Source organism: Corynebacterium sp. ACRPZ, assembly GCF_022346205.1.
Taxonomy (GTDB): domain Bacteria; phylum Actinomycetota; class Actinomycetes; order Mycobacteriales; family Mycobacteriaceae; genus Corynebacterium; species Corynebacterium lehmanniae.
In genome coordinates this window covers 45,473-65,791 of the sequence record NZ_JAKRMR010000010.1, presented here as the reverse complement: position 1 = coordinate 65,791, position 20,319 = coordinate 45,473, and the positions used below count along the sequence as shown (strand labels likewise).

General features: G+C 64.9%; 22 protein-coding genes. 10 read left to right on the top strand and 12 right to left on the bottom strand.

From position 1 onward, the window contains the following. Positions 1-6: 6 nt before the first annotated feature. From MHX64_RS08115 to MHX64_RS08100, 4 genes are all read right to left on the bottom strand, one after another. Positions 7-705, bottom strand: coding sequence for a septum formation initiator family protein (locus tag MHX64_RS08115; protein WP_239356444.1), 699 nt, complete (start codon positions 703-705; stop codon positions 7-9). A gap of 100 nt (positions 706-805) precedes the next feature. Beyond that, positions 806-1,609: a type IV toxin-antitoxin system AbiEi family antitoxin domain-containing protein gene (locus tag MHX64_RS08110; protein WP_239356443.1), complete on the bottom strand. Its 804-nt coding sequence runs from the start codon at positions 1,607-1,609 to the stop codon at positions 806-808. Between the two features lie 159 nt (positions 1,610-1,768). Beyond that, positions 1,769-3,043, bottom strand: coding sequence for a phosphopyruvate hydratase (eno, locus tag MHX64_RS08105; protein WP_239356442.1), 1,275 nt, complete (start codon positions 3,041-3,043; stop codon positions 1,769-1,771). Positions 3,044-3,115: 72 nt separating this feature from the next. After that, complete coding sequence (locus tag MHX64_RS08100) at positions 3,116-3,922, bottom strand: lytic transglycosylase domain-containing protein (protein WP_239356441.1); 807 nt, start codon at positions 3,920-3,922, stop codon at positions 3,116-3,118. 146 nt (positions 3,923-4,068) lie between these two features. Here MHX64_RS08100 and MHX64_RS08095 point away from each other — a divergent pair, with 146 nt between their 5' ends. Further along, on the top strand, positions 4,069-4,485 hold the full coding sequence (locus tag MHX64_RS08095) for a hypothetical protein (protein ID WP_239356439.1): 417 nt from the start codon (positions 4,069-4,071) through the stop codon (positions 4,483-4,485). A gap of 13 nt (positions 4,486-4,498) precedes the next feature. Here MHX64_RS08095 and MHX64_RS08090 read toward each other — a convergent pair whose 3' ends face one another. Continuing rightward, positions 4,499-5,104, bottom strand: coding sequence for a MazG nucleotide pyrophosphohydrolase domain-containing protein (locus MHX64_RS08090; RefSeq protein ID WP_239356438.1), 606 nt, complete (start codon positions 5,102-5,104; stop codon positions 4,499-4,501). A gap of 34 nt (positions 5,105-5,138) precedes the next feature. Between MHX64_RS08090 and MHX64_RS08085 the strand changes: the two genes are divergently transcribed. The 3 genes from MHX64_RS08085 (at position 5,139) to MHX64_RS08075 (ending at position 6,515) form a co-directional block, all read left to right on the top strand. Further along, positions 5,139-5,786 (top strand): hypothetical protein, encoded by a 648-nt coding sequence (locus tag MHX64_RS08085; protein WP_239356437.1) that lies wholly within the window; start codon positions 5,139-5,141, stop codon positions 5,784-5,786. A 145-nt stretch (positions 5,787-5,931) separates the two neighbouring features. After that, entirely contained in the window at positions 5,932-6,123 is a 192-nt protein-coding gene (locus MHX64_RS08080; protein WP_181193099.1) for a toxin HicA, read from the top strand. Further along, positions 6,120-6,515 carry a hypothetical protein gene (locus MHX64_RS08075; RefSeq protein WP_239356436.1) on the top strand — a complete coding sequence of 132 codons (396 nt, stop codon included), beginning with the start codon at positions 6,120-6,122 and terminating at the stop codon, positions 6,513-6,515. Before MHX64_RS08080 ends, MHX64_RS08075 begins: the two co-directional genes overlap by 4 nt. Before the next feature lie 469 nt (positions 6,516-6,984). Here the strand turns inward: MHX64_RS08075 and MHX64_RS08070 are convergent, their stop codons facing one another. The 3 genes from MHX64_RS08070 to dnaG all read right to left on the bottom strand — a co-directional run bounded on the left by MHX64_RS08070 (position 6,985) and on the right by dnaG (position 11,030). Continuing rightward, on the bottom strand, positions 6,985-7,599 hold the full coding sequence (locus MHX64_RS08070) for a DUF5067 domain-containing protein (protein ID WP_239356435.1): 615 nt from the start codon (positions 7,597-7,599) through the stop codon (positions 6,985-6,987). Between the two features lie 509 nt (positions 7,600-8,108). Continuing rightward, a complete protein-coding gene (locus tag MHX64_RS08065) occupies positions 8,109-8,978 on the bottom strand; it encodes a DUF3800 domain-containing protein (RefSeq protein ID WP_239356434.1) in 870 nt (289 codons plus the stop codon). 18 nt (positions 8,979-8,996) lie between these two features. Continuing rightward, positions 8,997-11,030, bottom strand: a complete 2,034-nt coding sequence (dnaG, locus tag MHX64_RS08060) for a DNA primase (RefSeq protein ID WP_239356433.1) — start codon at positions 11,028-11,030, stop codon at positions 8,997-8,999. A gap of 33 nt (positions 11,031-11,063) precedes the next feature. On the opposite strand from dnaG, the gene MHX64_RS08055 reads away from it, so the two are divergent. Continuing rightward, on the top strand, positions 11,064-11,456 hold the full coding sequence (locus MHX64_RS08055) for a ribonuclease domain-containing protein (RefSeq protein ID WP_239356432.1): 393 nt from the start codon (positions 11,064-11,066) through the stop codon (positions 11,454-11,456). Then, positions 11,456-11,773 carry a hypothetical protein gene (locus tag MHX64_RS08050; protein ID WP_239356431.1) on the top strand — a complete coding sequence of 106 codons (318 nt, stop codon included), beginning with the start codon at positions 11,456-11,458 and terminating at the stop codon, positions 11,771-11,773. The genes MHX64_RS08055 and MHX64_RS08050 overlap by 1 nt, the downstream gene beginning before the upstream one ends. Before the next feature lie 81 nt (positions 11,774-11,854). Here MHX64_RS08050 and MHX64_RS08045 read toward each other — a convergent pair whose 3' ends face one another. From MHX64_RS08045 to MHX64_RS08035, 3 genes are read right to left on the bottom strand one after another with little or no spacing between them, the layout of a single operon-like run. After that, on the bottom strand, positions 11,855-12,205 hold the full coding sequence (locus MHX64_RS08045) for a hypothetical protein (RefSeq protein ID WP_239356430.1): 351 nt from the start codon (positions 12,203-12,205) through the stop codon (positions 11,855-11,857). A 2-nt stretch (positions 12,206-12,207) separates the two neighbouring features. Then, complete coding sequence (locus MHX64_RS08040; protein ID WP_239356428.1) at positions 12,208-12,666, bottom strand: prevent-host-death protein; 459 nt, start codon at positions 12,664-12,666, stop codon at positions 12,208-12,210. 40 nt (positions 12,667-12,706) lie between these two features. After that, entirely contained in the window at positions 12,707-13,729 is a 1,023-nt protein-coding gene (locus MHX64_RS08035; protein WP_239356426.1) for an endonuclease domain-containing protein, read from the bottom strand. Between the two features lie 352 nt (positions 13,730-14,081). Between MHX64_RS08035 and MHX64_RS08030 the strand changes: the two genes are divergently transcribed. From MHX64_RS08030 to MHX64_RS08020, 3 genes are read left to right on the top strand one after another with little or no spacing between them, the layout of a single operon-like run. Next, the gene (locus MHX64_RS08030; protein WP_239356425.1) at positions 14,082-15,794 is read left to right on the top strand and encodes a carbon starvation protein A; all 1,713 of its coding nucleotides are present in this window, start codon (positions 14,082-14,084) and stop codon (positions 15,792-15,794) included. Next, positions 15,778-16,035 (top strand): cory-CC-star protein, encoded by a 258-nt coding sequence (locus tag MHX64_RS08025; RefSeq protein ID WP_034998339.1) that lies wholly within the window; start codon positions 15,778-15,780, stop codon positions 16,033-16,035. Before MHX64_RS08030 ends, MHX64_RS08025 begins: the two co-directional genes overlap by 17 nt. After that, positions 16,026-16,961: an ArsA family ATPase gene (locus MHX64_RS08020; RefSeq protein WP_239356424.1), complete on the top strand. Its 936-nt coding sequence runs from the start codon at positions 16,026-16,028 to the stop codon at positions 16,959-16,961. The genes MHX64_RS08025 and MHX64_RS08020 overlap by 10 nt, the downstream gene beginning before the upstream one ends. A 73-nt stretch (positions 16,962-17,034) precedes the next feature. On the opposite strand, the gene MHX64_RS08015 is transcribed toward MHX64_RS08020, so the two are convergent. Next, a complete protein-coding gene (locus tag MHX64_RS08015) occupies positions 17,035-18,288 on the bottom strand; it encodes a deoxyguanosinetriphosphate triphosphohydrolase (protein WP_239356423.1) in 1,254 nt (417 codons plus the stop codon). 20 nt (positions 18,289-18,308) lie between these two features. On the opposite strand from MHX64_RS08015, the gene MHX64_RS08010 reads away from it, so the two are divergent. Next, a complete protein-coding gene (locus tag MHX64_RS08010) occupies positions 18,309-20,312 on the top strand; it encodes a TPM domain-containing protein (protein ID WP_239356422.1) in 2,004 nt (667 codons plus the stop codon). Positions 20,313-20,319 lie beyond the last annotated feature (7 nt).

Genomic DNA, 20,319 nt, shown 5'->3' with positions numbered 1-20,319 from the left:
CGCTGGTTACTGCGCTGGCGCGGGAGCTTCTGGCGCCGGCGCTTCGGGGGCGGGGGCGGGCGGAGCGTCGTCGATAGGCGGAAGCTCCTCGGTTGGGACCTCGCGCAGGGAATCCCACATCACCTGTGGCCAGGTGCGGGTGTCGGGGATGTCGTCCTTGCCGGTGGTAATCGCCTCGGGGGCGGTCATGCGGGGGTCGATGATGCGCCAGGCGGTTTCGCCCTCTTCCATCACGCCGAGGCGGCGGCGGGCTTCCTGTTTGAGGAAGGCGTCGTCGTCGTACATGGCGATGTCGTCCTCAAGGGCCTTTTTCTGGGCCTCCAGGCGGGCGATGGACTCGTTGGCGCGGGCGATTTCGGCGCGGCCCTCGTAGAAGTTACGCAGCGGAGCCGCGATGGCCAGCAGCACGAGGATCAGCACAGCGATGAGGATGACCACGCTCGCCATGTCCTGCTTCGGGAATGCGATGGCCCTGCCGCGCTGCTTGCGGCGCGCGGCGCGCTCGGCGTTTTCCCGGTCGCGGCTGGCAACGGGGACCGTGCTGGGGCGGCGGGTGCGGGAGCGCTTCGTCATAATCAGCAGATGATACGCCAGAGGTGAGAGGTGCTCGAGGATCTCGCGGATGGCGGCGCGGCCGGCGTGGCGGGTGCGCGTGTCAGCTGATCGGACATGGCCAACTTTGGGTGCCGGGATCCCATCCTGCATCGAGGTGGTGTTGCGTCGTAGAAGCTGACATTCCAGCGATTTTCGGTGTGCGTTTGCCCAGGTGGGAATAGTGCGTCGTTAACTTTTGCGAGCACACGCCTTAAGCCCGATGTTTTTCCATCCGATCTAGCTGCTTCCGGAGTGGTTCTAGCGCTACTTCGATTTGGTTATTAATCAATTGCAATACGCTGTCGCCGATAACCATGTCCCCCGTTCCTTGCATGGTGTGAACCAGCCGTTTGCGAAGTTCATCGATGTCCTCCGCGGAAGACGCTTCGGCGCTAAGTTCAGAGACCAGTTGCATACCCGATTTCGCCCCGTAGGAACGAGCTGCCGGCTCCAGCTTCTCGGCGAGGTCATCGATGCCCACGTTTTCTTTCCGCAGGGCATCCGCGACCAGGTCAGCCAGGTATCCCCTTTCGATCTTTTGTTCAGCCAGGTCGCCGACCGTCCTGGCTACGCTCGTCACCGGCAACCCATCCACCGACACAATGTCCGTTTCGGGAATCTCGCGGCGGGTGCAGATGCGGATTCCCTGCTGCCGCGTCTGCTTCGTGCCACCGGTCGAGAATTTGAGCTTCGGCGGGATCAAACGCCCAATGCCGTGGATGCGCGCTGCAGACTCGTGAGAGACCACGACCGGCTGCTCATCCTCCCAGCGCTCATCGATGAACTTCTTTGGCTCAAGAGACAGCCACGCGGCACGAATCTCATCCTGCGGCCCAGCCTGATGGGAAGGCAGCAGGTACACCCCATGCCTCGCTCGATCAAGGTCGCCCTTTTCAGCCAACCGCGACAGTTGCAGTCTTTCCACGCCCTCCCGGCCAGCCTGCGCCGTAGTGACGATCCCCCACTGATCGGAGGCGATCGTCTCCAAGGTCGCCAGCACCTCCGCTTGCTTCATACGCCCCTCCGTCACTTTGTATCGCTTCTTGCTGACGATTGTATCATCTAAGGACATACAATCGTCAGTCTCGATTGATACAAACGTCAAACACCACGACCAAAAGGAGGCCCCGCGCCGGAAACGGGCGGGGCCGAAGGTGCGTCGATAGGCAGGTGCTTACTTGAAGCGCGGGAACGCGGAGCGGCCCGCGTACTCGGCGGCTGGGCCGAGCTCCTCCTCAATGCGCAGGAGGCGGTTGTATTTGGCCACGCGCTCGGAGCGGGCCGGCGCACCGGTCTTGATCTGGCCGCAGGACAGGGCCACGGCCAGATCGGCGATGGTGGTGTCCTCGGTCTCGCCGGAGCGGTGCGACATCATGGTGCGGTAGCCGTTGCGGTGGGCCAGCTCCACGGCGTCGAAGGTCTCGGTGAGGGTGCCGATCTGGTTGACCTTCACCAGCAGCGCGTTCGCGGCCTTCTTCTCGATGCCCTCGGCCAGGCGCTTCGGGTTGGTGACGAAGAAGTCGTCGCCGACGATCTGCACCTTGTCGCCCAGCTGCTCGGTCAGTGCGGTGTAGCCGTCCCAGTCGTTTTCATCCAGCGGGTCCTCGATGGAGACGATCGGGTACTGCTCCACCAGGTCCGCGTAGACCTTGATCATCTCCTCCGGGGTGTGGCGGCCGCCCTCGAAGTTGTAGGCGCCGTCCTCGAAGAACTCGGAGGAAGCGACGTCGAGGGCGAGCGCGACATCGTCGCCGAGCTTGTAGCCCGCCTTCTCAATGGCCTCCACGATGAGGTCCAGGGCCTCCTTGGTGGAGCCGACGGACGGGGCGAAGCCGCCCTCGTCGCCCAGGCCGGTGGACAGGTCCTTGGACTTCAGCACGCTCTTGAGCGCGTGGTAGACCTCGGCGCCCATGCGCAGCGCCTCGGTGAAGGTCTCCGCGCCGATCGGGGCGATCATGAACTCCTGCACGTCCACACCCGAATCCGCGTGGGCGCCACCGTTGAGGATGTTCATCATCGGCACCGGCAGCACGTGCGCGTTCGGGCCGCCGATGTAGCGGTACAGCGGCAGCGCGGCCGAATCAGCGGCGGCCTTCGCCACAGCCATGGACACGCCCAGAAGGGCGTTCGCGCCCAGCTTCTTCTTGTTGTCGGTGCCGTCGAGCTCGAGCATAAGCGTATCGACGATCCGCTGGTCGTCCGCCTCAATCCCCGCCAACTCGTCCGCGATGGTCTCGTTGACGTTCTCGACAGCCTTCAGCACACCCTTGCCGGCGTAGCGCTCGTCGCCGTCGCGAAGCTCGTGCGCCTCGTGCTCGCCCGTGGACGCGCCGGACGGCACACCCGCGCGGCCGTGGGAGCCGTCCGCGAGCAGCGCCTCCACCTCCACAGTCGGGTTGCCTCGGGAATCCAGAATTTCGCGGGCGAAGATGTGCATGATGTCGGCCATGGTGACTCCTTGCGTGGGTCGGAAGCTTCTTACCGCGTACTAGCTTAGCCCGGGGCTGCTTCTCGGAGCTTGCTATCGGTGCGCTGGTTGGTTCATGGCGTAGTTCGCTGCGGCATCGCGGACTTTGACCACGTAGTCGTTGGACTGGTTGTAGGCGAAAATCGCCTGGCGCCAGCCCTCCTCCGTGGCCAGGTCGCGCGTGGCGCCGCCGGAGTTGCACAGCAGGTTGGCGGCGCCGAGGGCGGCGTCGTCGATCTGCTGCGGGTCCGGGTGGCCGTCGCCGTTGGCGTCGCGACCGTAGCGCGCCCAGGACTCGGGGATGAACTGCATCGGGCCGACGGCGCGGTCGAACTCGGGGTCGTTGTCGAAGGCGCCACCGTCGGTGTCCGTGACGTGGGCGAAGCCGTCGCCGTCGAGCTTCGGGCCGATGATGGGCGGCTCCGGGTAGCCGTCTTGGTTTAACTGGGAGTTGTTGAAGTGGCCCGTGTAGGTGCCGTGGCGCGTTTCCACCCAGCCGATACCGGCGAGCGTGTTCCACTGCAGGTTGCAGGCCGGCCAGGACTCGTTGGCGATCAGCGCGGCGTTGGCGTAGGCGCGGATCGCCTGGCCCGAGACGTTGGTGGCGTTGCCGATGTCCTGCGACCAGTCAAAGAGCAGGTCGGAGGTGCGGCCGGGGCCGTGGACGTCGATAGGCGGGGGCGCTACGGCGGCTGGCGGCGGCATGGTGGTGGGCACCGGCTGCAGCGGCTCGTGGCGGTCGGGCGTAGAAAACGCGGCGATGAGCCACGCCACCAGCGCGACCACCATCACCACGGCGGCGGCCGCGACGAGGACACCCGCGCAGCCGCACCCGCGCGCTACTCGCCTGGCTGCTGACATGACCGGAGAGTGTACCGCGCGGGTGCCCGCGAATGACTAACGCGCCGGTGAGAAAATTGGTTTATCCACTTCTGTCACACCTGTCACTTGTTTAACATGTATGATTCTCCGCGACCTCGTTTCTTCCCCGAAAGGATCCGTTCACAATGCGCCGTATCGCAACCCTCGCCGCCGCTGGCCTGATGGCCGCGGCCGCCATCGCCTCCCCCGCCACCGCCCAGGCTCAGACGCAGTCGCTCGAGCTGATCAAGCTACTCAACGGCAACATCGCCACCGCCAACTGCGACGCCCTGCGCGTCGGCCTGACCTCCACCAACATGGTCGGCCCGGACACCACCCGCTCCCAGCTCGTTTCCAACGTGAACAACGTCGTGGGCACAGACGCCACGCTGCGCCTCGTGTCCGCATCCACGGTCGGCGCGCTTGCGGACCGCGCTTTGGAGTGCGGCATCGTCAAGCCGGACCCGGCCACCCCGCTGGATCAGTTCTTCGAGATGAGCTCCCAGATGTCCTCCCAGGCCAACTTGCCGGAGATTCGCAACTACATCGGCGCGCTGCGCTAGCGCTTCTCGGCGGCTAGCGCTTCTCGGCGGCCTTGCCTTCCTCCCACAACCGGTCCTGGGTGGCTTTGTCCACGGGGCCGGTTGAACCGTCGAAAAGATAGGGCGCGCGGCGGCGCATCTTCTGCACAAACGCGTCGGCCACGTCGCCGAAATCGAACGCGCCGGACTCCGAAGCGATCTCGGCGTGGAACAGGACTTGGAGCAGCAGGTCGGACAGTTCGGACTTTAGGTCGTCGATAGGCAATTTGTGCTCGATGGCCTGCGCGACCTCCTCAGCCTCTTCCCGAAGAAACGGCAGGAGGCTTTCGTGCGTCATCGCCTGTTCCCACTCGCCGCGGCGGCGCGCGGCGTGCATCGTGCGGGTGGCCTCGAAGACCGGGTCGTCGAGACTAGCGACGCGTTCCGTGGCCGCGCCGTCCTTCTGCCAGCGCAGGACCTCCGGGTCGTCCGGGTCGGTGGAAATCAGCCACTTCTCCGGGCCGCCTTCGACGTTGAGGGCCCAGCGGACGTCGACAGGCACCTCAGGCGTGAATGCGACGTCGCCCCTGATGCGGCCGGCGAGGTGGAGGGGGATGAGGGAGGGCCAGCGGGGGTCGAGAAGCAGGACGGTTGCGGTCATGGTGGGCAAGTCTAAGGGCTCTAGGATGGAGCGCATGACTCAGATTGCTCAAGCCCTCGAGACCGTCAAGCCCACCGCGCAGGACGTGCTGGGCGACTCCGTGACCTTCTCCCCCATCCGCTGGAAAACCGGCTGGCCACACCACCTGCGCCGCGTGCCGCCGTTCCGCGACGACGCCACCGCCTCCATCACCCGCTCCGAAGTGTTCGCGTTCGGCGCCGACGTGCGTGAGTCCGGTTTTGCGCGCGAGCAGATCATCGACTTTCTGGGTGCCTGCTTCGCCTACGTCGCCGGCCAGTCCAACCAGGTGATGCAGATGCAGGCGTTTTTGCGCAACAAGGGCAACGCGGCTCAGTTGCTTGCGGCTGTGCGGAAGTTGGACGGCGTCGGCGCCGTTGACGCCTATTCTTCTTTGGTCGGCACTGGCTTGCCGCCGAAGTTCGCGTCCGCCGTGGCGTACTTCCTGGCCGGGGAACAGGAGGCCGGGGAGGCGTCGAAGCCGGCCATCATCTGCTCTAACCGTGCGAAGGTGGCCGGGCTGGCCAAGGATTCCGACTGGGCCGCCGAGGAATACGGCGAGTACCTGGCCGCCCTGGCCTCGGCGCGCGACGCTTACGACGCTGAGCTGCCGCTCGATGCCGTCGAGTGGGCGCTGCGCGAGTTCGCCCGCCGCTCCGAGTAGGGGGAATGTGTGCGATCCGGCGAGCTCAGGGAAAACCTGAATTCGCCGGATTTTGTTTTAGGTGGTTAGTGGCAGGCAGTACATCACCAGCCCCTTCCGTTTATCCCCCTAAACTTGATTAAGTCAATCGCGCTAAACTAGCATCGTGACAAAACGCAAGGACATCCTCAAAGCGATATCCCACTACGCAAAGACAACCGAGCAGGAACTCACCATCAAAGAAGGCGGAAACCACACACGCATATGGGTCGGTGACCGCTACACGACTGTTCCCCGGCATCGAGAAATTCCCGATCTCGCCGCCCAAAAGATTTACAAGCAGATTGGACTGAAATGACGATGAACTGTTTTACCGCGACTGTCGAACGTGACTCCGGCTGGTGGGTCGGCCAACTCGATCAAGACCCTGGTGTCATTGTCCAAGCGCGTCGCCTTGATCAGATTGAAGACGAGCTCAAAGACGCCCTTGGACTTTTTCCCGAGCTGACCCACGATGCAGAGTCTGCCCAGATCGAACTCGCCATCGGTGGCGAAGCGGAAAAGGCGGCGCTTTCGGCACGAGACGAGCTCGAAGAGCTGCGTCGGCGAGAACACGATCAACTGGGGAAGATCGCCCAGCACGCGAAAGACCTCTCTGAACGCGGTTACAACTACCGTGACATCGCCTACCTCCTGGGCATCAGCTACGGCCGAGTCGGGCAGATTCTCAAACAGCACTCCGCAGCGTAAAGCCAATGTTTGCCCCGGTTTCGAGGGTTTCACCATTTGGGCCCAGTGTCAGCTGGCAGCGCATCAGAGCGTACTCACGCCCTGGAAGGCAGTCGCTGGGTAGGGCTGTTTGGGGAATGTGGCAAATATTTGCCACATTCCAATTTCGGTATATCCCTGCCCTTTACCGGTTGCCGCGGAAGGCGCGGTCGTTGAGGTTCCGGCGGGCCTTCTCGAGCGCGACGAGGTCGGAGAAGAGGGCGTTGTAAGCCTCCTCTTACCTAGTAGATCGCCATAGGGTTAAAGAGGATGCTTACTCCAAGCTGCTCGTCGTTCGTCACCCGGTGCCTCATCATGTTCAGTCGCACTCGAAACGTAAACGTCCAGAAGTAAGCATCCTGGACCTACATCATCGAAACATCCCAACGAACGCATAAGAAAGCCCAACTCCAGTCTCCCGGAGCTGGGCTAACACGTTGACTCGCGAGGCTTACTTAATCGGGTATACCTGCTTGCCCGCAGCATTCTTCAGAAGCACACCTGTCTGCGCAGTAAGCGTCACGGGGAGATCTGCTTCCTTCAGTTCGTAAGCGAACTTGGCGGTCACTTTACCGTTCGGCTTAACGACCTTCCTATCTGCTAGATCATCGGTGTAAAAGGCGGCCATCCGCAGATCCTGACGGACATTTTCGTCCTCCTGCTTAGCGGAGAAGGTTCCGAGCCATGCTTCGATGGTGTCGACCTCGCGTGCACGCTTGTTGGTGAAATCGTAGGTGAACACAATTACTGGTTTCGAGCCCCACACATTCTCGCGCCCGCCCGCGCGGACAACTTCGACCTTGGTGATCTCAAAGCGGTAGTCGAGAGAATCGAGAAGGTTATTCTCAAACTTCCCGGACTGCGCTTCGGTGGTCGGATTTGGAGTCGGTGTCGGCGCCGGCTGCTCCAAGGCTGGTTTGGCGGTGGTGGAAGGAGCCGGGTTGGTGCCACCCTCGCTCGAACCTGCACCGATGCCAACCAGAGCGAGCAACAGGACAATCACGCCGATAATGGGTCCGGCGAGCTTGACCAGATCCTCAGGCTTAGTGGGGAGCTTAAAGTCCATCTGACTTCCTTTCAGGAACCGTTGAGGCGCCCGGGCGGAACCTCATCAAAGTGTTACTTTAACCTGTGAACGCACGTTGCGACAGTTGTCCTCAAAAGTGCCGAAGACGCTTTAATAGTTCCGCGCCGATTCGCGCGGATTCACCATCGGGTTTTCACCATTTGAGGTCCGACGCCAGCTGCCAGCGCACCAGAGCGCGCTCGCACCGTGAAAGGCAGCCGCCGGATGAGGCCGTTTTTGGAATGTGGCAAATATTTGCCACATTCCGATTTCGGATTTCGGCACAGCCCGTCCCTTACCGGTTGCCACGGAAGGCGCGGTCGTTGAGGTCGCGGCGGGCCTGCTCAAGTGCGACGAGGTCGGAGAAGAGGGGGTTGTAGGCCTCTTCGTCGTCGGAAGGCCGCATGCGCTGGGCCTTGACCCCACACCCACCTAATCATTACCATTCGAGATAGACCGAGAGGGGCGCTACGTACCCCGTTGCAGCAATGCACTCGGTCTCTTTCCCTTTATCGACTGTCAGTGTCGAACGGGAAAATGAGGTTTGGAGTTCCATCACTTTTCCACTCCAGCTTTTGTTTCTGTGTGAACTGCATTTCCCAGCCGTGAACTTCTCGGTCTTGGGTAGTCCATGGTGCAGTGCGTGCTGCAGGCATCTGGACAGTGTCCAGGTTGCTGAGAACTTTGAGGCCTCTTCCGATAACCGAGTGCGGGTAACCGTCCGCAGACCTTGCAAATGTTCTTAGATACCCTGGGTCGCCGTGGTTTAAATGCCTCGAAAATCCACCGGCCACGAGGTCCGCTATCTGGATGCCAATACTTTCCTCAGACGGCATAAATGCGATGGTGTCGGCGATTCGGTCATACTGAAAAAATGGTGAGCCCTGACGCAAACTTTCGCGAAGGGCTTTGTCTTCCTTTCGCTCTTCGTCCATCAATACGAGCCCGGAAGTTCCATGCTTTTGGCAGTTCAACTGAACTCTCTCCAGCAGGAGCGTCAGCGCTTCCGAAATTGCGCTTTGATCGCCACTTAAGCGCCCTTTGTTAACCCCAACGCAGAGAGCTTCAGCGGACGGAATAGATAAGGCTGCTCGGAGACAGGAATAGACCAAAGCCCTTCGTTGATTCATCTCCGTCAATCCCGAGCGAAGCATCCACTGAGGTTTTGTTGGCTTGTTATCCCTGAGAGTTGCAACGTGATGAAGCTTCAGCTCAGTCGGGTAGCCAAGCTCCATCCCGTAGAAGCGAGCTTGCTGAGTTACTGCCTTTTTCAGCAATGGCAGATCGTCGCTGTCGATCCCGAATCCTGCGAGAACAAAAAACGGTTTCCCCTTCCCTGGAACCCGCGAACCGGAATCGTCAAAGTAAAACAAACGCAAGATCGAGCTCCTCGGGTGCTACCGGTTGCCGCGGAAGGCGCGGTCGTTGAGGTCGCGGCGGGCCTGCTCAAGCGCGACGAGGTCGGAGAAGAGGGCGTTGTAGGCCTCTTCGTCGTCGGAAGGCCGCATGCGCTGGAGCTGCGACTTCAGCTGCGCGATCTGCTGGCCCACGCGGGTCTCCTGCAGGCGCGAGAGCACGGAGTCGGCGTATTCGTACAGGTCGTCGGCGTGGATGGGCTCGACGGCCAGCTCGGAGACGAAGTTGCGGCCGGCGTAGTCGCGCATCTCGCCGGCGACCGCGGCGAGGAAGTTGGAGGCGTCGGGGGCGCCAGCGGCGGCGCTGTCGGGGGTGGCGCCCGGCGCTGAGCCGTCGGGGCCCGGGGCACCCGCGGCGGCTGCGGCGGCACCGGCGCGGGCGCAGCCGCCGGCGGCGGTGATGGCCTCGCGGACCTGGTGGTACGCGTCGTGGGTAAACGCGTCCGGGTTGATGCCGTCGAAGTAGTTGCCGGCCGCGGCCGGGTGCTGCAGAGCCAGCTTCAGGGCTTCGCGCTGGGGCCACAGCACTGGGTCGTCGGGGCGCGGCGGGATGAGGATCTCGGACTGCGCGCCGGAGCTGTCAGGGCCGACGGCCGCACCACCAGCGCCCGCACCAGCACCAGCGCCCGCACCAGTGCCGGCGCGTGCCGGATCCTTTGGTGCGCGCTTCTGCTTCTTCGGCTTCTTCGCCTCGGCGCGGACCTGCTCCAGCACCTCGTCCGGGTTCGGCCAGCCGACCCAGCCGGCCAGTCGCCGGGCGTACTCCTGTTGGAGCACTTTGTCGGAGATGGTGGCGACGACGGGGACGGTGCGTCGTAAGGCTTGCACGCGCCCCTCGGCGGAATCCAGCGAGTAGTCCTTCAAAAGCGACTCGATGACGAACTCGTACACGGGCACGCGCGATGCGACGAGGTCGCGCAGGGCACCGTCGCCGCGCGCAAGGCGCAGGTCGCAGGGGTCCATGCCGTCGGGGGCGACCGCGACGAAGGACTGGGCGCCGAACTCCGCATCGGTCTCGAAGGCGCGCATGGCGGCCTTCTGGCCAGCCTCGTCGCCGTCGAAGGTGTAGATCAGCTCGCCGCGGAAGAAACTGTCGTCGAGCATGAGGCGGCGGATCAGGCTCATGTGGTCGCCGCCGAACGCAGTGCCGCACGTCGCCACGGCGGTGTCCACGCCCGCGGCGTGCATCGCCATCACGTCCGTGTAGCCCTCCACCACCACCGTCTGGTGCTTCTCCGCAATGTTCTTCTTCGCCTTATCGATGCCGAAGAGCACCTTCGACTTGTGGTACAGCAGCGTGTCCTGGGTGTTGATGTACTTGCCCAGGCGGTCGTCCTCGAACAGCTTGCGGGCGCCGAAGCCGATGACGTTGCCGGCTGTGTCCTTGATCGGCCAGATCAAACGGCCGCGGAATTTGTCGATCGGCCCGCGTTTGCCCATCGAGGACAGGCCGGCGTCGATAAGCTCCTGCACCTCAAAGCCCTTGCGCAACAGGTGCTTGGTCATCGGGTCCCACGCGTAGGGCGCGTAGCCGCATTCGAAGTCGTAGATGAGCTCGCGGGAAAAACCGCGCTTGAGCAGCATCTCGCGCGCCAGGGCGGCGTCTTCCGTTTCCAGCTGCTCGCGGAAGAACTCGTGCGCCGCCTTGTTCGCCGCCAGCAGGCGTTGGCGCGTGCCGCGGTCCACCTTGCGAGCGCCCGTGGAACCGCCCTGGTAATTGATGTGGTAGCCGATGTGGTCCGCCACCGCCTCGACCGCCTCGGGGAAGGTCAGCTGCTCCATCTCCATGAGGAAGCTGAACACGTCGCCGCCCTTGCCCGTGGAAAAGCAGTGGTAGTAGCCGTGCGCGGGGCGGACGTGGAAACTCGGGGTGCGCTCGTCCTTGAACGGGCTCAGGCCCTTCAGCGAGTCGTGACCGGCAGGTTTGAGCTGCACGTACTCGCCGACGATCTCGTCGAGCGGCGCGCGCTGACGGATAGCCTCAATGTCACTATCCGGAATTCTGCCCCTAGCCATGCGCTCACTCTAGCGCGTGGCACGATATTGCCCATGAAGCGCCTATCCGTCCTGCTCTCGTGCCTGTTTTTGAGCAGTTGCCTATCGACGCCACCTCCGGCCCCTCCTGAGTCGTCGGCTGAGTCAGCTTCCGGGCTGCCCGCGTGCGGCTCGCTTCCCGACGAAGCCTGGGACACCGTCGACCTCATCGAAGCCGGCGGCCCCTTCCCCCACCCGGACAACGACGACCGCCGCTTCGGCAACTACGAACGCATACTCCCCGAGCAGCCACGCAACTACTACCGCGAGTACACCGTGGACACCCCGGGCGTGAACCACCGCGGCGCGCGCCGCATCGTCACCGGCGGCGGAGCGGACGGCCACGTCGACGAGTGGTTCTACACCGCCGACCACTACGAATCCTTCTGCGAAATGGAGGTCAACTAATGCCCGCTGTTTTTGTGATGCGCCCGGTGCGCTCGATCGAGGACCTCGGCGCCGCCATCATCGCCGCCGTCTACGGCGCGGGCGCGGCTGCTTCCCCCGACGCTGCGTCCCCTGACGGTGCGTCCCCTGACGCTGTGTCCGCAGACGGTGCGTCCCCAGACGCCCGCCCGGTGCCGCGCAACCTCGACGCCCTGGCCGACCTGTTGCGCGAGACCCGCGTGAAACGTGTGGTGGTGACGGATTGGGGGATGCCGGAGGCGTCGATAGGCGGGCTGCTCGAAGTGCTTGCCGACGAAGGCGTCGAGCTTTCCCGCTAGACCCCTAGTAAGAAACCCCTATTAAGGCCCAAAATGGCGCATACTAGGGCTCTGTTACTAGGGGTTTGCGGGTGGCAGGGACTACTTCGTCTCGTTCGGGTGGCTGGTATGCACAGCCTCGAGGAAGACCGTGCGGTCATCGATGTAGAACCAGATCCGCGCTGAACCCTTCAGCGTCGGTTTATGTTGCCACCGCTCGTACGAGCGCCCGCCACGCCGCACGGCCCCAAGCTCTCCCTTCAGCCGATAGTTGGTGGAAGTGGTGGTCGTCGGGGTCCTAGTGAGAAAATCCCATGCGTCGGCCATCGGGTTCCGCATGGTCGCCACCAGGTCGCGCCACCCCTTCTTCGCCCCAGCCGAGGCGAAGCGGATGTCGTATTCGACCTTCTTTGAGGGCCGCGGGACCAGCTCCCCCTTCCTCCCGGCCGCCATGGCTAGGGGCGCTCCACCGGTTCACTGTCTGTAAGCCAGTCGGTTTCCTCTTGCCCGAGCCCTGCCGCGATGGCGGTCGCAGTTTCCTTCCAGGCGGTGAACTCTGCGAGGGCGAGGTGTGGTTGTTCGGTGGCGAAGGAGGCGCGTGCTGCGTCGATAAGCTCTTGCGAACATAATTCCCTGTCCGCCTGCGACAGCGCCAACATCCAGGGGAACGCTCGGGCCATTCGCTCACTGAGGCTGCTGACGCCTTCCGTGGCGACGGTGACGAGTTGCGCCGCGAGCTCCAGCAGCTGCGCCCGCCCCTGCGCCTCCCGCGCGGACATGAGCACCAACGACTCCCCATCGCGGCGCGTGACCGTGACCGGGTGCTTCTCCGCTTCGGCGAACACCTCGGCGGACCGCTTGCTCAGGTCGGATGAGCGGCGGGTGTGCGGTGTGGTTCCTGCTGCAAGTGTCATGGCTCAAAGGGTATTCGGAATGTGTTCGGAAGTCGAGGGGCTAGGGTCTGCTTAGCATGTCGACGGCCTCCTGCAGGTCCGGCGGCAGCGCCACGGCGCGCCCCGGGCTGGTCGGCGTGTAGCCCTTTGGCTTCACCTGCACGGGGAGCAGGCCCCGGGCAATCGGCCAGGCGTTGCGGATGCGTTGGATCAACTCATCTTCGTCGCCCCAGAAGTCGCTGGTGTAGAAGTGCAAGACTTTGTATCCGCGCTCCGCGAGCCAGTCGTCACGCACACGCTGCTTGCGCAGGACGTCATGGGGGACCTCCTCGTATTTTTCCCACCCGTCGACTTCCACGACAAGGTTGTCGCCGATGAGGAAGTCAACCCGGTACCGGCCGATCACCGCCTGGGTGCGGTACGGGACCCCGTGGGCATCGAGGATCAGGCGCAGGAGGGATTCGTAGGGCGAATCCGAAAGTCTGCTGGCCAGCGGCAACGCTTTCCGGGCATTGGCGATCCCTTTCGTGCCGGCCAGACGAGCGATGGTGGCGCGGAACTGGTGCAGCAGTTCCGCGTAGAGGTGGTCGCCGTGGCCGGAGAGCACGCTGTCTATCGCTATGACGCCTTCGCGCACGCCGCGTTCGCGGGCAATGTCGACGGCGGTGCGGATCGCGTTGGTGTAGCGCACGGGCCCGTCATAGATGATGTCGGCTTCCGGGATCATCTGTCGGTGGCGGTACTCGTAACCGGTCCAGCTGCTATTGGTGGAGGCTGGGCGCCCGTTGGGCACCGCGAGTGTGACGGGCTCGCCGCGTGCGATTGTCCACACGCCGTTGAGCCGCGCGGCTGAGCAGTCGACGAGCACGGCTTTCCTGCTCTGGCACCCTGCTGCGTAGCACCTCAGGAAGGCTTTCTGGTACTCCTTGAGGTGCTTCCACGTCTCGGCGCAAAAGTACATGGACTTGGTTAGCTGCACCAGCTGGCCTTCACTGATGCGCCGGTGCGTCTCAGTGTCTGCGGACGACACCCTCCGCAGATCGACCAGCTTTTCCCGCAGCTCTTTCTTGCGCGTGTCTTTCATTAGTCCCCCTTGACTAGTTACCCCGCTGCAGAGATTACAGGAGGCGCGTTGTTCTTGCCGGGTTTCGGGGCCGGCCGCCGGGGCCGCTCGGTGCCCGGCCCCCTGGCCCGCTGCCCGCAGACCCCTAGGAACAAACCCCTAGTAAGGCCGAAAATCGGGCATTCTCGGGAGGGCTTACTAGGGGTTTGCGGGTTTGGCCGAGATGCAGGGACCGCTGGCGACGCCACAAGCGCAAGCCAAGCGCGCCGAAGAATAGAAACCCCCTGAGAAACCCCTAGGAAAGTGTCGTGTGCCATAATCCCAACCAATGTGACACAGACCATGTGAAGCACGACACGATCGGAGAAGACCCATGAGCTCGCTCATCCTGGTGCTCGTCGGCCTGGCGATGATGGCTGCCGGCTACCTGCTGTACTCGAAATTCCTGGGCAAACGCGTCTACCAACTCTCGGACGCGTACACCACCCCGGCGCACACGATGGAGGACGGCGTGGATTTCGTCCCCACGAACAAGTACGTCCTGTGGGGCCACCACTTCACGTCCGTGGCGGGCGCGGCACCGATCATCGGCCCGGCCGTCGCGGTGATTTGGGGCTGGGTGCCGGCGTTTCTGTGGGTCACGCTCGGCACCGTGTTCTTCGCGGGGATGCATGACTTGGGGGCGCTGTGGGCGTCGCAAAGGCATCGCGGGCAGTCGATCGGCACGCTGTCGGGCCGCTACATCGGCGCGCGCGGGCGCAACCTGTTCCTCGTGGTGATTTTCCTCCTGCTGCTCATGGTGAACACGGCATTCGCGGTGGTCATCTCCAACCTGCTCATCTCCACGCCGACGGCGGTGATCCCGACCTGGGGCGCGATCGTCGTCGCGCTGCTGATCGGCCAGGCCATCTACCGCTTCAACTGGAACCTGCCGCTGGTGTCCGTCGTGGGTGTCGCGGCGCTGTACGGGCTGATGATCCTGGGCGACCAATTCCCGCTCGCTCTGCCGGAGACGATGCTGGGCATCCCGGACCGCGGCTGGTGGATCATCTTCCTGTTCGCCTACGCGTTTGTCGCCTCGCTGCTACCGGTGTGGGTGCTGCTGCAGCCGCGCGACTACATCAACGGCCTGCAGCTTTTCGTGGGCCTGATCATCCTCTACGGTTCGTTCTTCATCGTGCGGCCGGAGGTTGTGGCGCCCTCGCTTCGCGACGCCGTCCCCGACGGCACCCCCGGCATCTTCCCCCTGCTGTTCGTCACCATCGCCTGCGGCGCGATCTCCGGTTTCCACGGTGTCGTCGCCTCCGGCACGTCGTCGAAGCAGCTGGACAAGGAAACCGACGCGCGCTTCGTCGGCTACTTCGGCGCGGTCGGCGAGGGCCTGCTCGCGCTAGGCACGATCGTGGCCACCACCTCCGGCTTCAAGACGCTGGCGGATTGGGAGGAGATCTACAACGAGTGGAACGCCGGCGGCGTCGATGCGTTCATCCAAGGCGGCGGCGACCTCATGAACGAAGGCCTGGGCATCCCGACCTCCCTGTCCGCCACCATCCTGGCCACCATGGCCGTGCTGTTCGCCGCCACCACGATGGACTCCGGCATCCGCCTGCAGCGCCTCGTCGTCGCGGAAATGGCGGAGCTGGCCGGCGTGAAGCTCTCCGGCGCGGTGGCCACCATCATCGCGGTGGGCTGCGCGCTGGGCCTGACGTTCTCCATGGGCCTGGACGGCTCCGGCGGCATGCTGATCTGGCCGCTGTTCGGCACCACCAACCAGCTCATGGCGGGCCTGACGCTGTCTGTCGTGGTGATCATTCTGACGCAGCTGCGCCGCCCGACCTGGCCGGTGCTGATCCCGCTGGTGTTCGTCACCGCCATGTCGCTGTGGGCAGCGGTGCTGCAGGTGCGCACGTTCCTCGAGGCGGGCAACTGGCTGCTGCTGGTGTTGGATGTCATCATCATCTGCTGCGCCATCTGGGTCATCGTCGAGGCGTTCACGGCGATCACGAAGTCGCGCAAGGAACCGGCTGTGACCTGGCGTGACGATGAGACGATTCCGGGTGAATTGGCGGATGCGCGAACGTCTTAAAGCAATTGCCCGCGGCCTCGACGAGTTCTACAAAGCCCCGTACCGCCGCGAATTCGCCCGCGCCGCGCGCGAAGAGGACGACCTATTCACCCTGCTCGTTGCCTCGGAAACGCTCGGCATCCCCAACCCCGCAAGCTTCTACACACTCGAGCTGATGCCATTGCTTTACGACGAATTCCACGCCTGGCACACCCGCATGGGCATGGAGCGCTCCCCGCTGGACGGCGTGCGATGCTGCTAGCGACCGCGCCGGTGATGTTCTTCGGCGGCAAGGGCGGAGTGGGCAAAACCACCGTCTCGGCGGCCACGGCGGTGCGCCTCGCCGAGGCCGGCCGGCGCGTGCTGTTGGTGTCCACGGATCCGGCGCACAACTTGGGCCACATCTGGGACGCGCAGCTTTCCGACGCCCCCACGCCACTCGAGCCCAACCTCGACGTCGTGGAGCTCGACCCCGCCGCCACCACCGAGCGGCACCTCGCAGATGTGGAGCGCTCCATGCGCGCGATGATGCCGGAGCGCATGCACCCCGAGATCCGCCGCCACCTGGACCTGGCGCGGCACTCGCCCGGCATGCATGAGGCGGCGATGCTGGAGGCGGTGGCGGAGCTCGTCGATAGGCCTGGCTACGACCACATCATCTTCGACACCGCCCCCTCCGGCCACACCTCGCGCCTGCTCGCGCTGCCGGAGCTCATGGCCGCGTACACCGGCGGACTGATGCAGCGGCGCGAGCAATCCGACAAGTTCTCCCGCGCGGTCCGCGGCCTCGGCGGCACTGTCGACGACCCCGTGGAGCGCCGCAACCAGGAAATCCGCGCCACACTGCTGCGCCGCCGCCGCAAGTTCGAGCGCCTGCGCGACATCCTCACCGACCCCGCGGCCTGCGCATTTCACATCGTGCTCACCGCGGAGCGCCTCCCGGTACTCGAGAGCATCGAGCTTTACGACGACCTCACGTCCAACAGCATCCGCGTCCCGGGTCTGGTGGTCAACCGCCGCAGCCCTCTCGATGCCGGCGAGTTCATGGCCTTGCGCCGCGCCGTGGAGGACTCCGCGCTCGCACTGCTCGACTCGCAGCTTCCCGACGTCCCCCGCGTCGAACTGCCCTGGCTCCCCGGCGAGATCGGCACCCGCGCCGCGCTCGCCGCCATCGCCGAGCGGTTGTAATAAAGAAACCCCTCCACAGCCATGCCGTTAAAACGGGGGACCACTACGGGAGGGGATTACAGCGCCTACCTTACTAGAAGTACCCCTCGAAGGCGGCGGCCTTCTTGGCGGTGCGCTCCAGGCGCGACTCGGTCATGGACGCGATCTGGTCCACGATCACGCGCTCTCGCTCAAGGTCCGTCTCGGCGGCGTTGAACCACGCCTGGAACATCGTGTCCAGGGTGCCTGGCGCGCCCGCGCGGAGGTACTCGTGGACGCGGTAGATGCGGTCGCGCTGCCGGTCCTGGCGCGCCTGGTGCGACGGCTGGTCCATCACGTACAGCACGGCGACGGTCTTGAGCAGGCGGACCTCGGCCTCCACGTCCGGCGGGACGACGAGGCGCCCGTGCTGGCGGCCCAGGGTGACGCCCTCGTTTTCCTCGCGGGTGGCGCGGGTGACGGCGCCGACGTAGCGGCCCACCAGCTGCGACGTCAGCGCCTTCAGCCCGGTCCACGCGCTAAGCGAGTAGTCGAACTCGGCAGCCGACGCGATGGCGGGCAGGGAGCGCAACCGATCGGCGGCGTCGACAAGTGAATCGGCGTCGCCGCCGAACGCGGCCGCGCCCTTGTCGGCCAAGGCGGCGAGCTCCACGAAGTCCCAAAGCACCCGCAGCGAGACGCGCCCGGAGACAATGCCATCTTCGACGTCGTGGACGGAATAGGCGATGTCGTCGGAAAAGTCCATCACCTGCGCTTCCATCGGCGGCGCCCCGTCGGTGTGCCCCTCACGCAGCCACGCCAAAACACCAGCGTCCTCGTCGTAGGCCGAGTACTTCCGGTTCACAGAACCGTCCGCGTTCGTGCGCGTCAGCGGGTACTTCACGGCCGCGTCCAATGATGCGCGGGTGAGGTTGAGGCCGAAGGACGTGCCGTCGATAAGCACTTTGGGCTCCAGGCGCGCAAGGATCCGCAACGTTTGCGCGTTGCCCTCGAAGCCGCACGGCGCGACCTCGTTGAGCGCGACCTCGCCGTTGTGTCCGTACGGCGGGTGCCCGATGTCGTGGGTCAGCCCCGCCATTTCGCACAGGTCGGGGCTTAAGCCCAGGCCTTCGCCGATACCGCGCGAGATCTGCGCGACCTCCAGCGAGTGCGTCAGGCGCGTGCGCGGGGTGTCGCCGTCGCGCGGGCCCACCACCTGCGTCTTGTCCGCGAGCCTGCGCAGCGCCGCGGAGTGCAGCACGCGGGCGCGGTCACGGGCGAAATCTCCGCGCGAATCCGGGGCTAGTTGCGCGCCCTTCGGCGCCTCGTCGGCGCGGCGCTGCGTATCGGCGGCGTTGTAAACGTACACGTCGCGCTACCCTAGTCGGCATGACTAGCCGTTACTTGCGCATCCTCGCCGTGTCCGGCGGCCTTTTTGTCGCCGCCGCACCCAGCTTTGCGACGGAATCTCCGCCCACCCAACTGGTAGCCCAGGCCACCGCCACGAAGGCATCCCTCGAGCCCGGTCGGCTGACGCAGCCGGTGACCGACGACGCCGCAGTGCTCTCCGCAGGCGAGCTCGCCGAGATCGAAGACGCGATCCAAAACGTCAGCAAGACCCAGGGCAAGTCCGTGCGCGTGGTGTTCTTGCGCTCGTTTGGGCAGTACACCCCGCCGGAATGGGTGGACAAGGCCGTGGCGGCGAACGGTTCCAACACCGCCGTGCTGGCGATCTCGCCGGATGAGCGGCTGTATAACGTCGGCGGCGGCGAGGAGTGGACGCAGTCCGAGATCGACCGCATGAACGACGCCGCCTACGCGCAGCTGTCCGAGATGAACTGGTATTCGGCCGCGTTGAATGCGGTGAATGCGGTGGCGGGCGGGAGCTCGTCGTCAGGCGATGGCGCAGGCTGGCTCGCAGGTGGCCTGGGTGTCGCCGCGCTGGCTGGCGGCGGCGTGTACGCGGCGACGCGCAAGGGCTCGAAGAAGCAGCAGGCCAAGCAGATCGAGTCCGCGAAGGCCCTCGACCCGGCGGACACCGACTCGCTCGGGCGCCTGCCCACGCCGACGCTGGAGGAGGTCGCGCGCGACGCGCTGGTCTCCGCCGACGACTCGATTACCCAGGGCAAACAGGAGCTCGAGCTGGCGACATCCGAGTTCGGCGCGGACCGCGTGCGCCCGTTCACCTCCGCGATGAACGAGGCCACCACCACCCTGCAGCGCGCGTTTGCCACGCACCAGAAGCTTTACGACGCCATCCCCGAAACCGAACCCGAAAAACGCGCGATGCTGGTAGACATCATCTCCTCCGCTGGACGCGCCGAGCAGGCGCTTCGCGACAAGACCACCGAGTTCAACGAGATGCGCGGCGTGCTCATGCGCGCGCCCGAAGAGGTGGAGAAGGTGCTTGCGCGCACCGTGGACATCCGGGCGCGCCTGGAGCCCGCGCGTGCGACGTTGGCGCAGCTACAGGGCGAATACCCGGCGCAGATTTTGGAGTCCATCGTGGACAACGTGGACCTCGCCGAAGCGTCGTTGGACGAGGCGGAAAAGGCCCTCGGCGAGGCGCGCACGCTGGCCGACAAGCCGGCCGGGCGCCAGGGCGCACTCTTGGACACGCTGGCCGCCGCCACCCGCGCCGTCAACGTCTCCGACACCAACCTCGCCGCCATCGAGCACGCCGAGGACAACATCCGCGCGGCGAAGGCCAACCTGCCCGCGCTGATTTCGGAGATCCGCGGCGAGCTGCGCGAAATCGAGCAGGTCAAGGGTGCTCGTGCGCAGGGCGCGCCTATCGACGTCACTTCGCTCGACACCGTTTCCGCCAAGGCCCAACGCATGCTGGGCGAAATCGGCGACCGCGACCAGTCCGACCCCCTGGCCCTGTACCAGGAACTGACTAGCATGGACGCCGAAATCGACGAGGCGCTGGACCGGGCGAAGGGCATCGCCGGCGACCAGTCCCGCGCGCTGCAGCTTTTCGACCAGCAAATGCAAGTCGCCGGCACCCAAATCCAGCGCGCCGAGGACCTGATCCTGTCCCGCGGCCGCATCATCGGCTCGCACGCCCGCACCCTGCTCGCGGAGGCCAAACGCCAGTACGCGCAGGCCCACCAGCTGCGCGTGCGCGACCCCCGCACGGGCATCGACGCCGCACGCGCCGCCACTGACACTGCGCGCCGCGCCGAGGCCGCCGCGAACGAGGACCTGCGCCGCTACCAGGCCCAGCGCAACCGCCAGACCGCGGACTCGCTGGCAAGCGCCGTGCTGTGGGGCTCGATGCTCTCCGGCGGCTTCGGCGGGGGCGGAGGTTTCGGAGGCGGTGGCGGTTTCGGAGGCGGAGGCGGCGGCTTCTCCGGCGGGCGCCCCTCCAACCGCGGCGGCACCTTCTAGGCGGCGT

Coding starts and splice junctions, on each gene's coding strand:
- MHX64_RS08115 (WP_239356444.1), bottom strand. CDS start 705: ATGCAGGATGGGATCCCGGCACCCAAAGTTGGCCATGTCCGATCAGCT.
- MHX64_RS08110 (WP_239356443.1), bottom strand. CDS start 1,609: ATGAAGCAAGCGGAGGTGCTGGCGACCTTGGAGACGATCGCCTCCGAT.
- eno (WP_239356442.1), bottom strand. CDS start 3,043: ATGGCCGACATCATGCACATCTTCGCCCGCGAAATTCTGGATTCCCGA.
- MHX64_RS08100 (WP_239356441.1), bottom strand. CDS start 3,922: ATGTCAGCAGCCAGGCGAGTAGCGCGCGGGTGCGGCTGCGCGGGTGTC.
- MHX64_RS08095 (WP_239356439.1), top strand. CDS start 4,069: ATGCGCCGTATCGCAACCCTCGCCGCCGCTGGCCTGATGGCCGCGGCC.
- MHX64_RS08090 (WP_239356438.1), bottom strand. CDS start 5,104: ATGACCGCAACCGTCCTGCTTCTCGACCCCCGCTGGCCCTCCCTCATC.
- MHX64_RS08085 (WP_239356437.1), top strand. CDS start 5,139: ATGACTCAGATTGCTCAAGCCCTCGAGACCGTCAAGCCCACCGCGCAG.
- MHX64_RS08075 (WP_239356436.1), top strand. CDS start 6,120: ATGACGATGAACTGTTTTACCGCGACTGTCGAACGTGACTCCGGCTGG.
- MHX64_RS08070 (WP_239356435.1), bottom strand. CDS start 7,599: ATGGACTTTAAGCTCCCCACTAAGCCTGAGGATCTGGTCAAGCTCGCC.
- dnaG (WP_239356433.1), bottom strand. CDS start 11,030: ATGGCTAGGGGCAGAATTCCGGATAGTGACATTGAGGCTATCCGTCAG.
- MHX64_RS08055 (WP_239356432.1), top strand. CDS start 11,064: ATGAAGCGCCTATCCGTCCTGCTCTCGTGCCTGTTTTTGAGCAGTTGC.
- MHX64_RS08050 (WP_239356431.1), top strand. CDS start 11,456: ATGCCCGCTGTTTTTGTGATGCGCCCGGTGCGCTCGATCGAGGACCTC.
- MHX64_RS08045 (WP_239356430.1), bottom strand. CDS start 12,205: ATGGCGGCCGGGAGGAAGGGGGAGCTGGTCCCGCGGCCCTCAAAGAAG.
- MHX64_RS08040 (WP_239356428.1), bottom strand. CDS start 12,666: ATGACACTTGCAGCAGGAACCACACCGCACACCCGCCGCTCATCCGAC.
- MHX64_RS08035 (WP_239356426.1), bottom strand. CDS start 13,729: ATGAAAGACACGCGCAAGAAAGAGCTGCGGGAAAAGCTGGTCGATCTG.
- MHX64_RS08030 (WP_239356425.1), top strand. CDS start 14,082: ATGAGCTCGCTCATCCTGGTGCTCGTCGGCCTGGCGATGATGGCTGCC.
- MHX64_RS08025 (WP_034998339.1), top strand. CDS start 15,778: ATGCGCGAACGTCTTAAAGCAATTGCCCGCGGCCTCGACGAGTTCTAC.
- MHX64_RS08020 (WP_239356424.1), top strand. CDS start 16,026: ATGCTGCTAGCGACCGCGCCGGTGATGTTCTTCGGCGGCAAGGGCGGA.
- MHX64_RS08010 (WP_239356422.1), top strand. CDS start 18,309: ATGACTAGCCGTTACTTGCGCATCCTCGCCGTGTCCGGCGGCCTTTTT.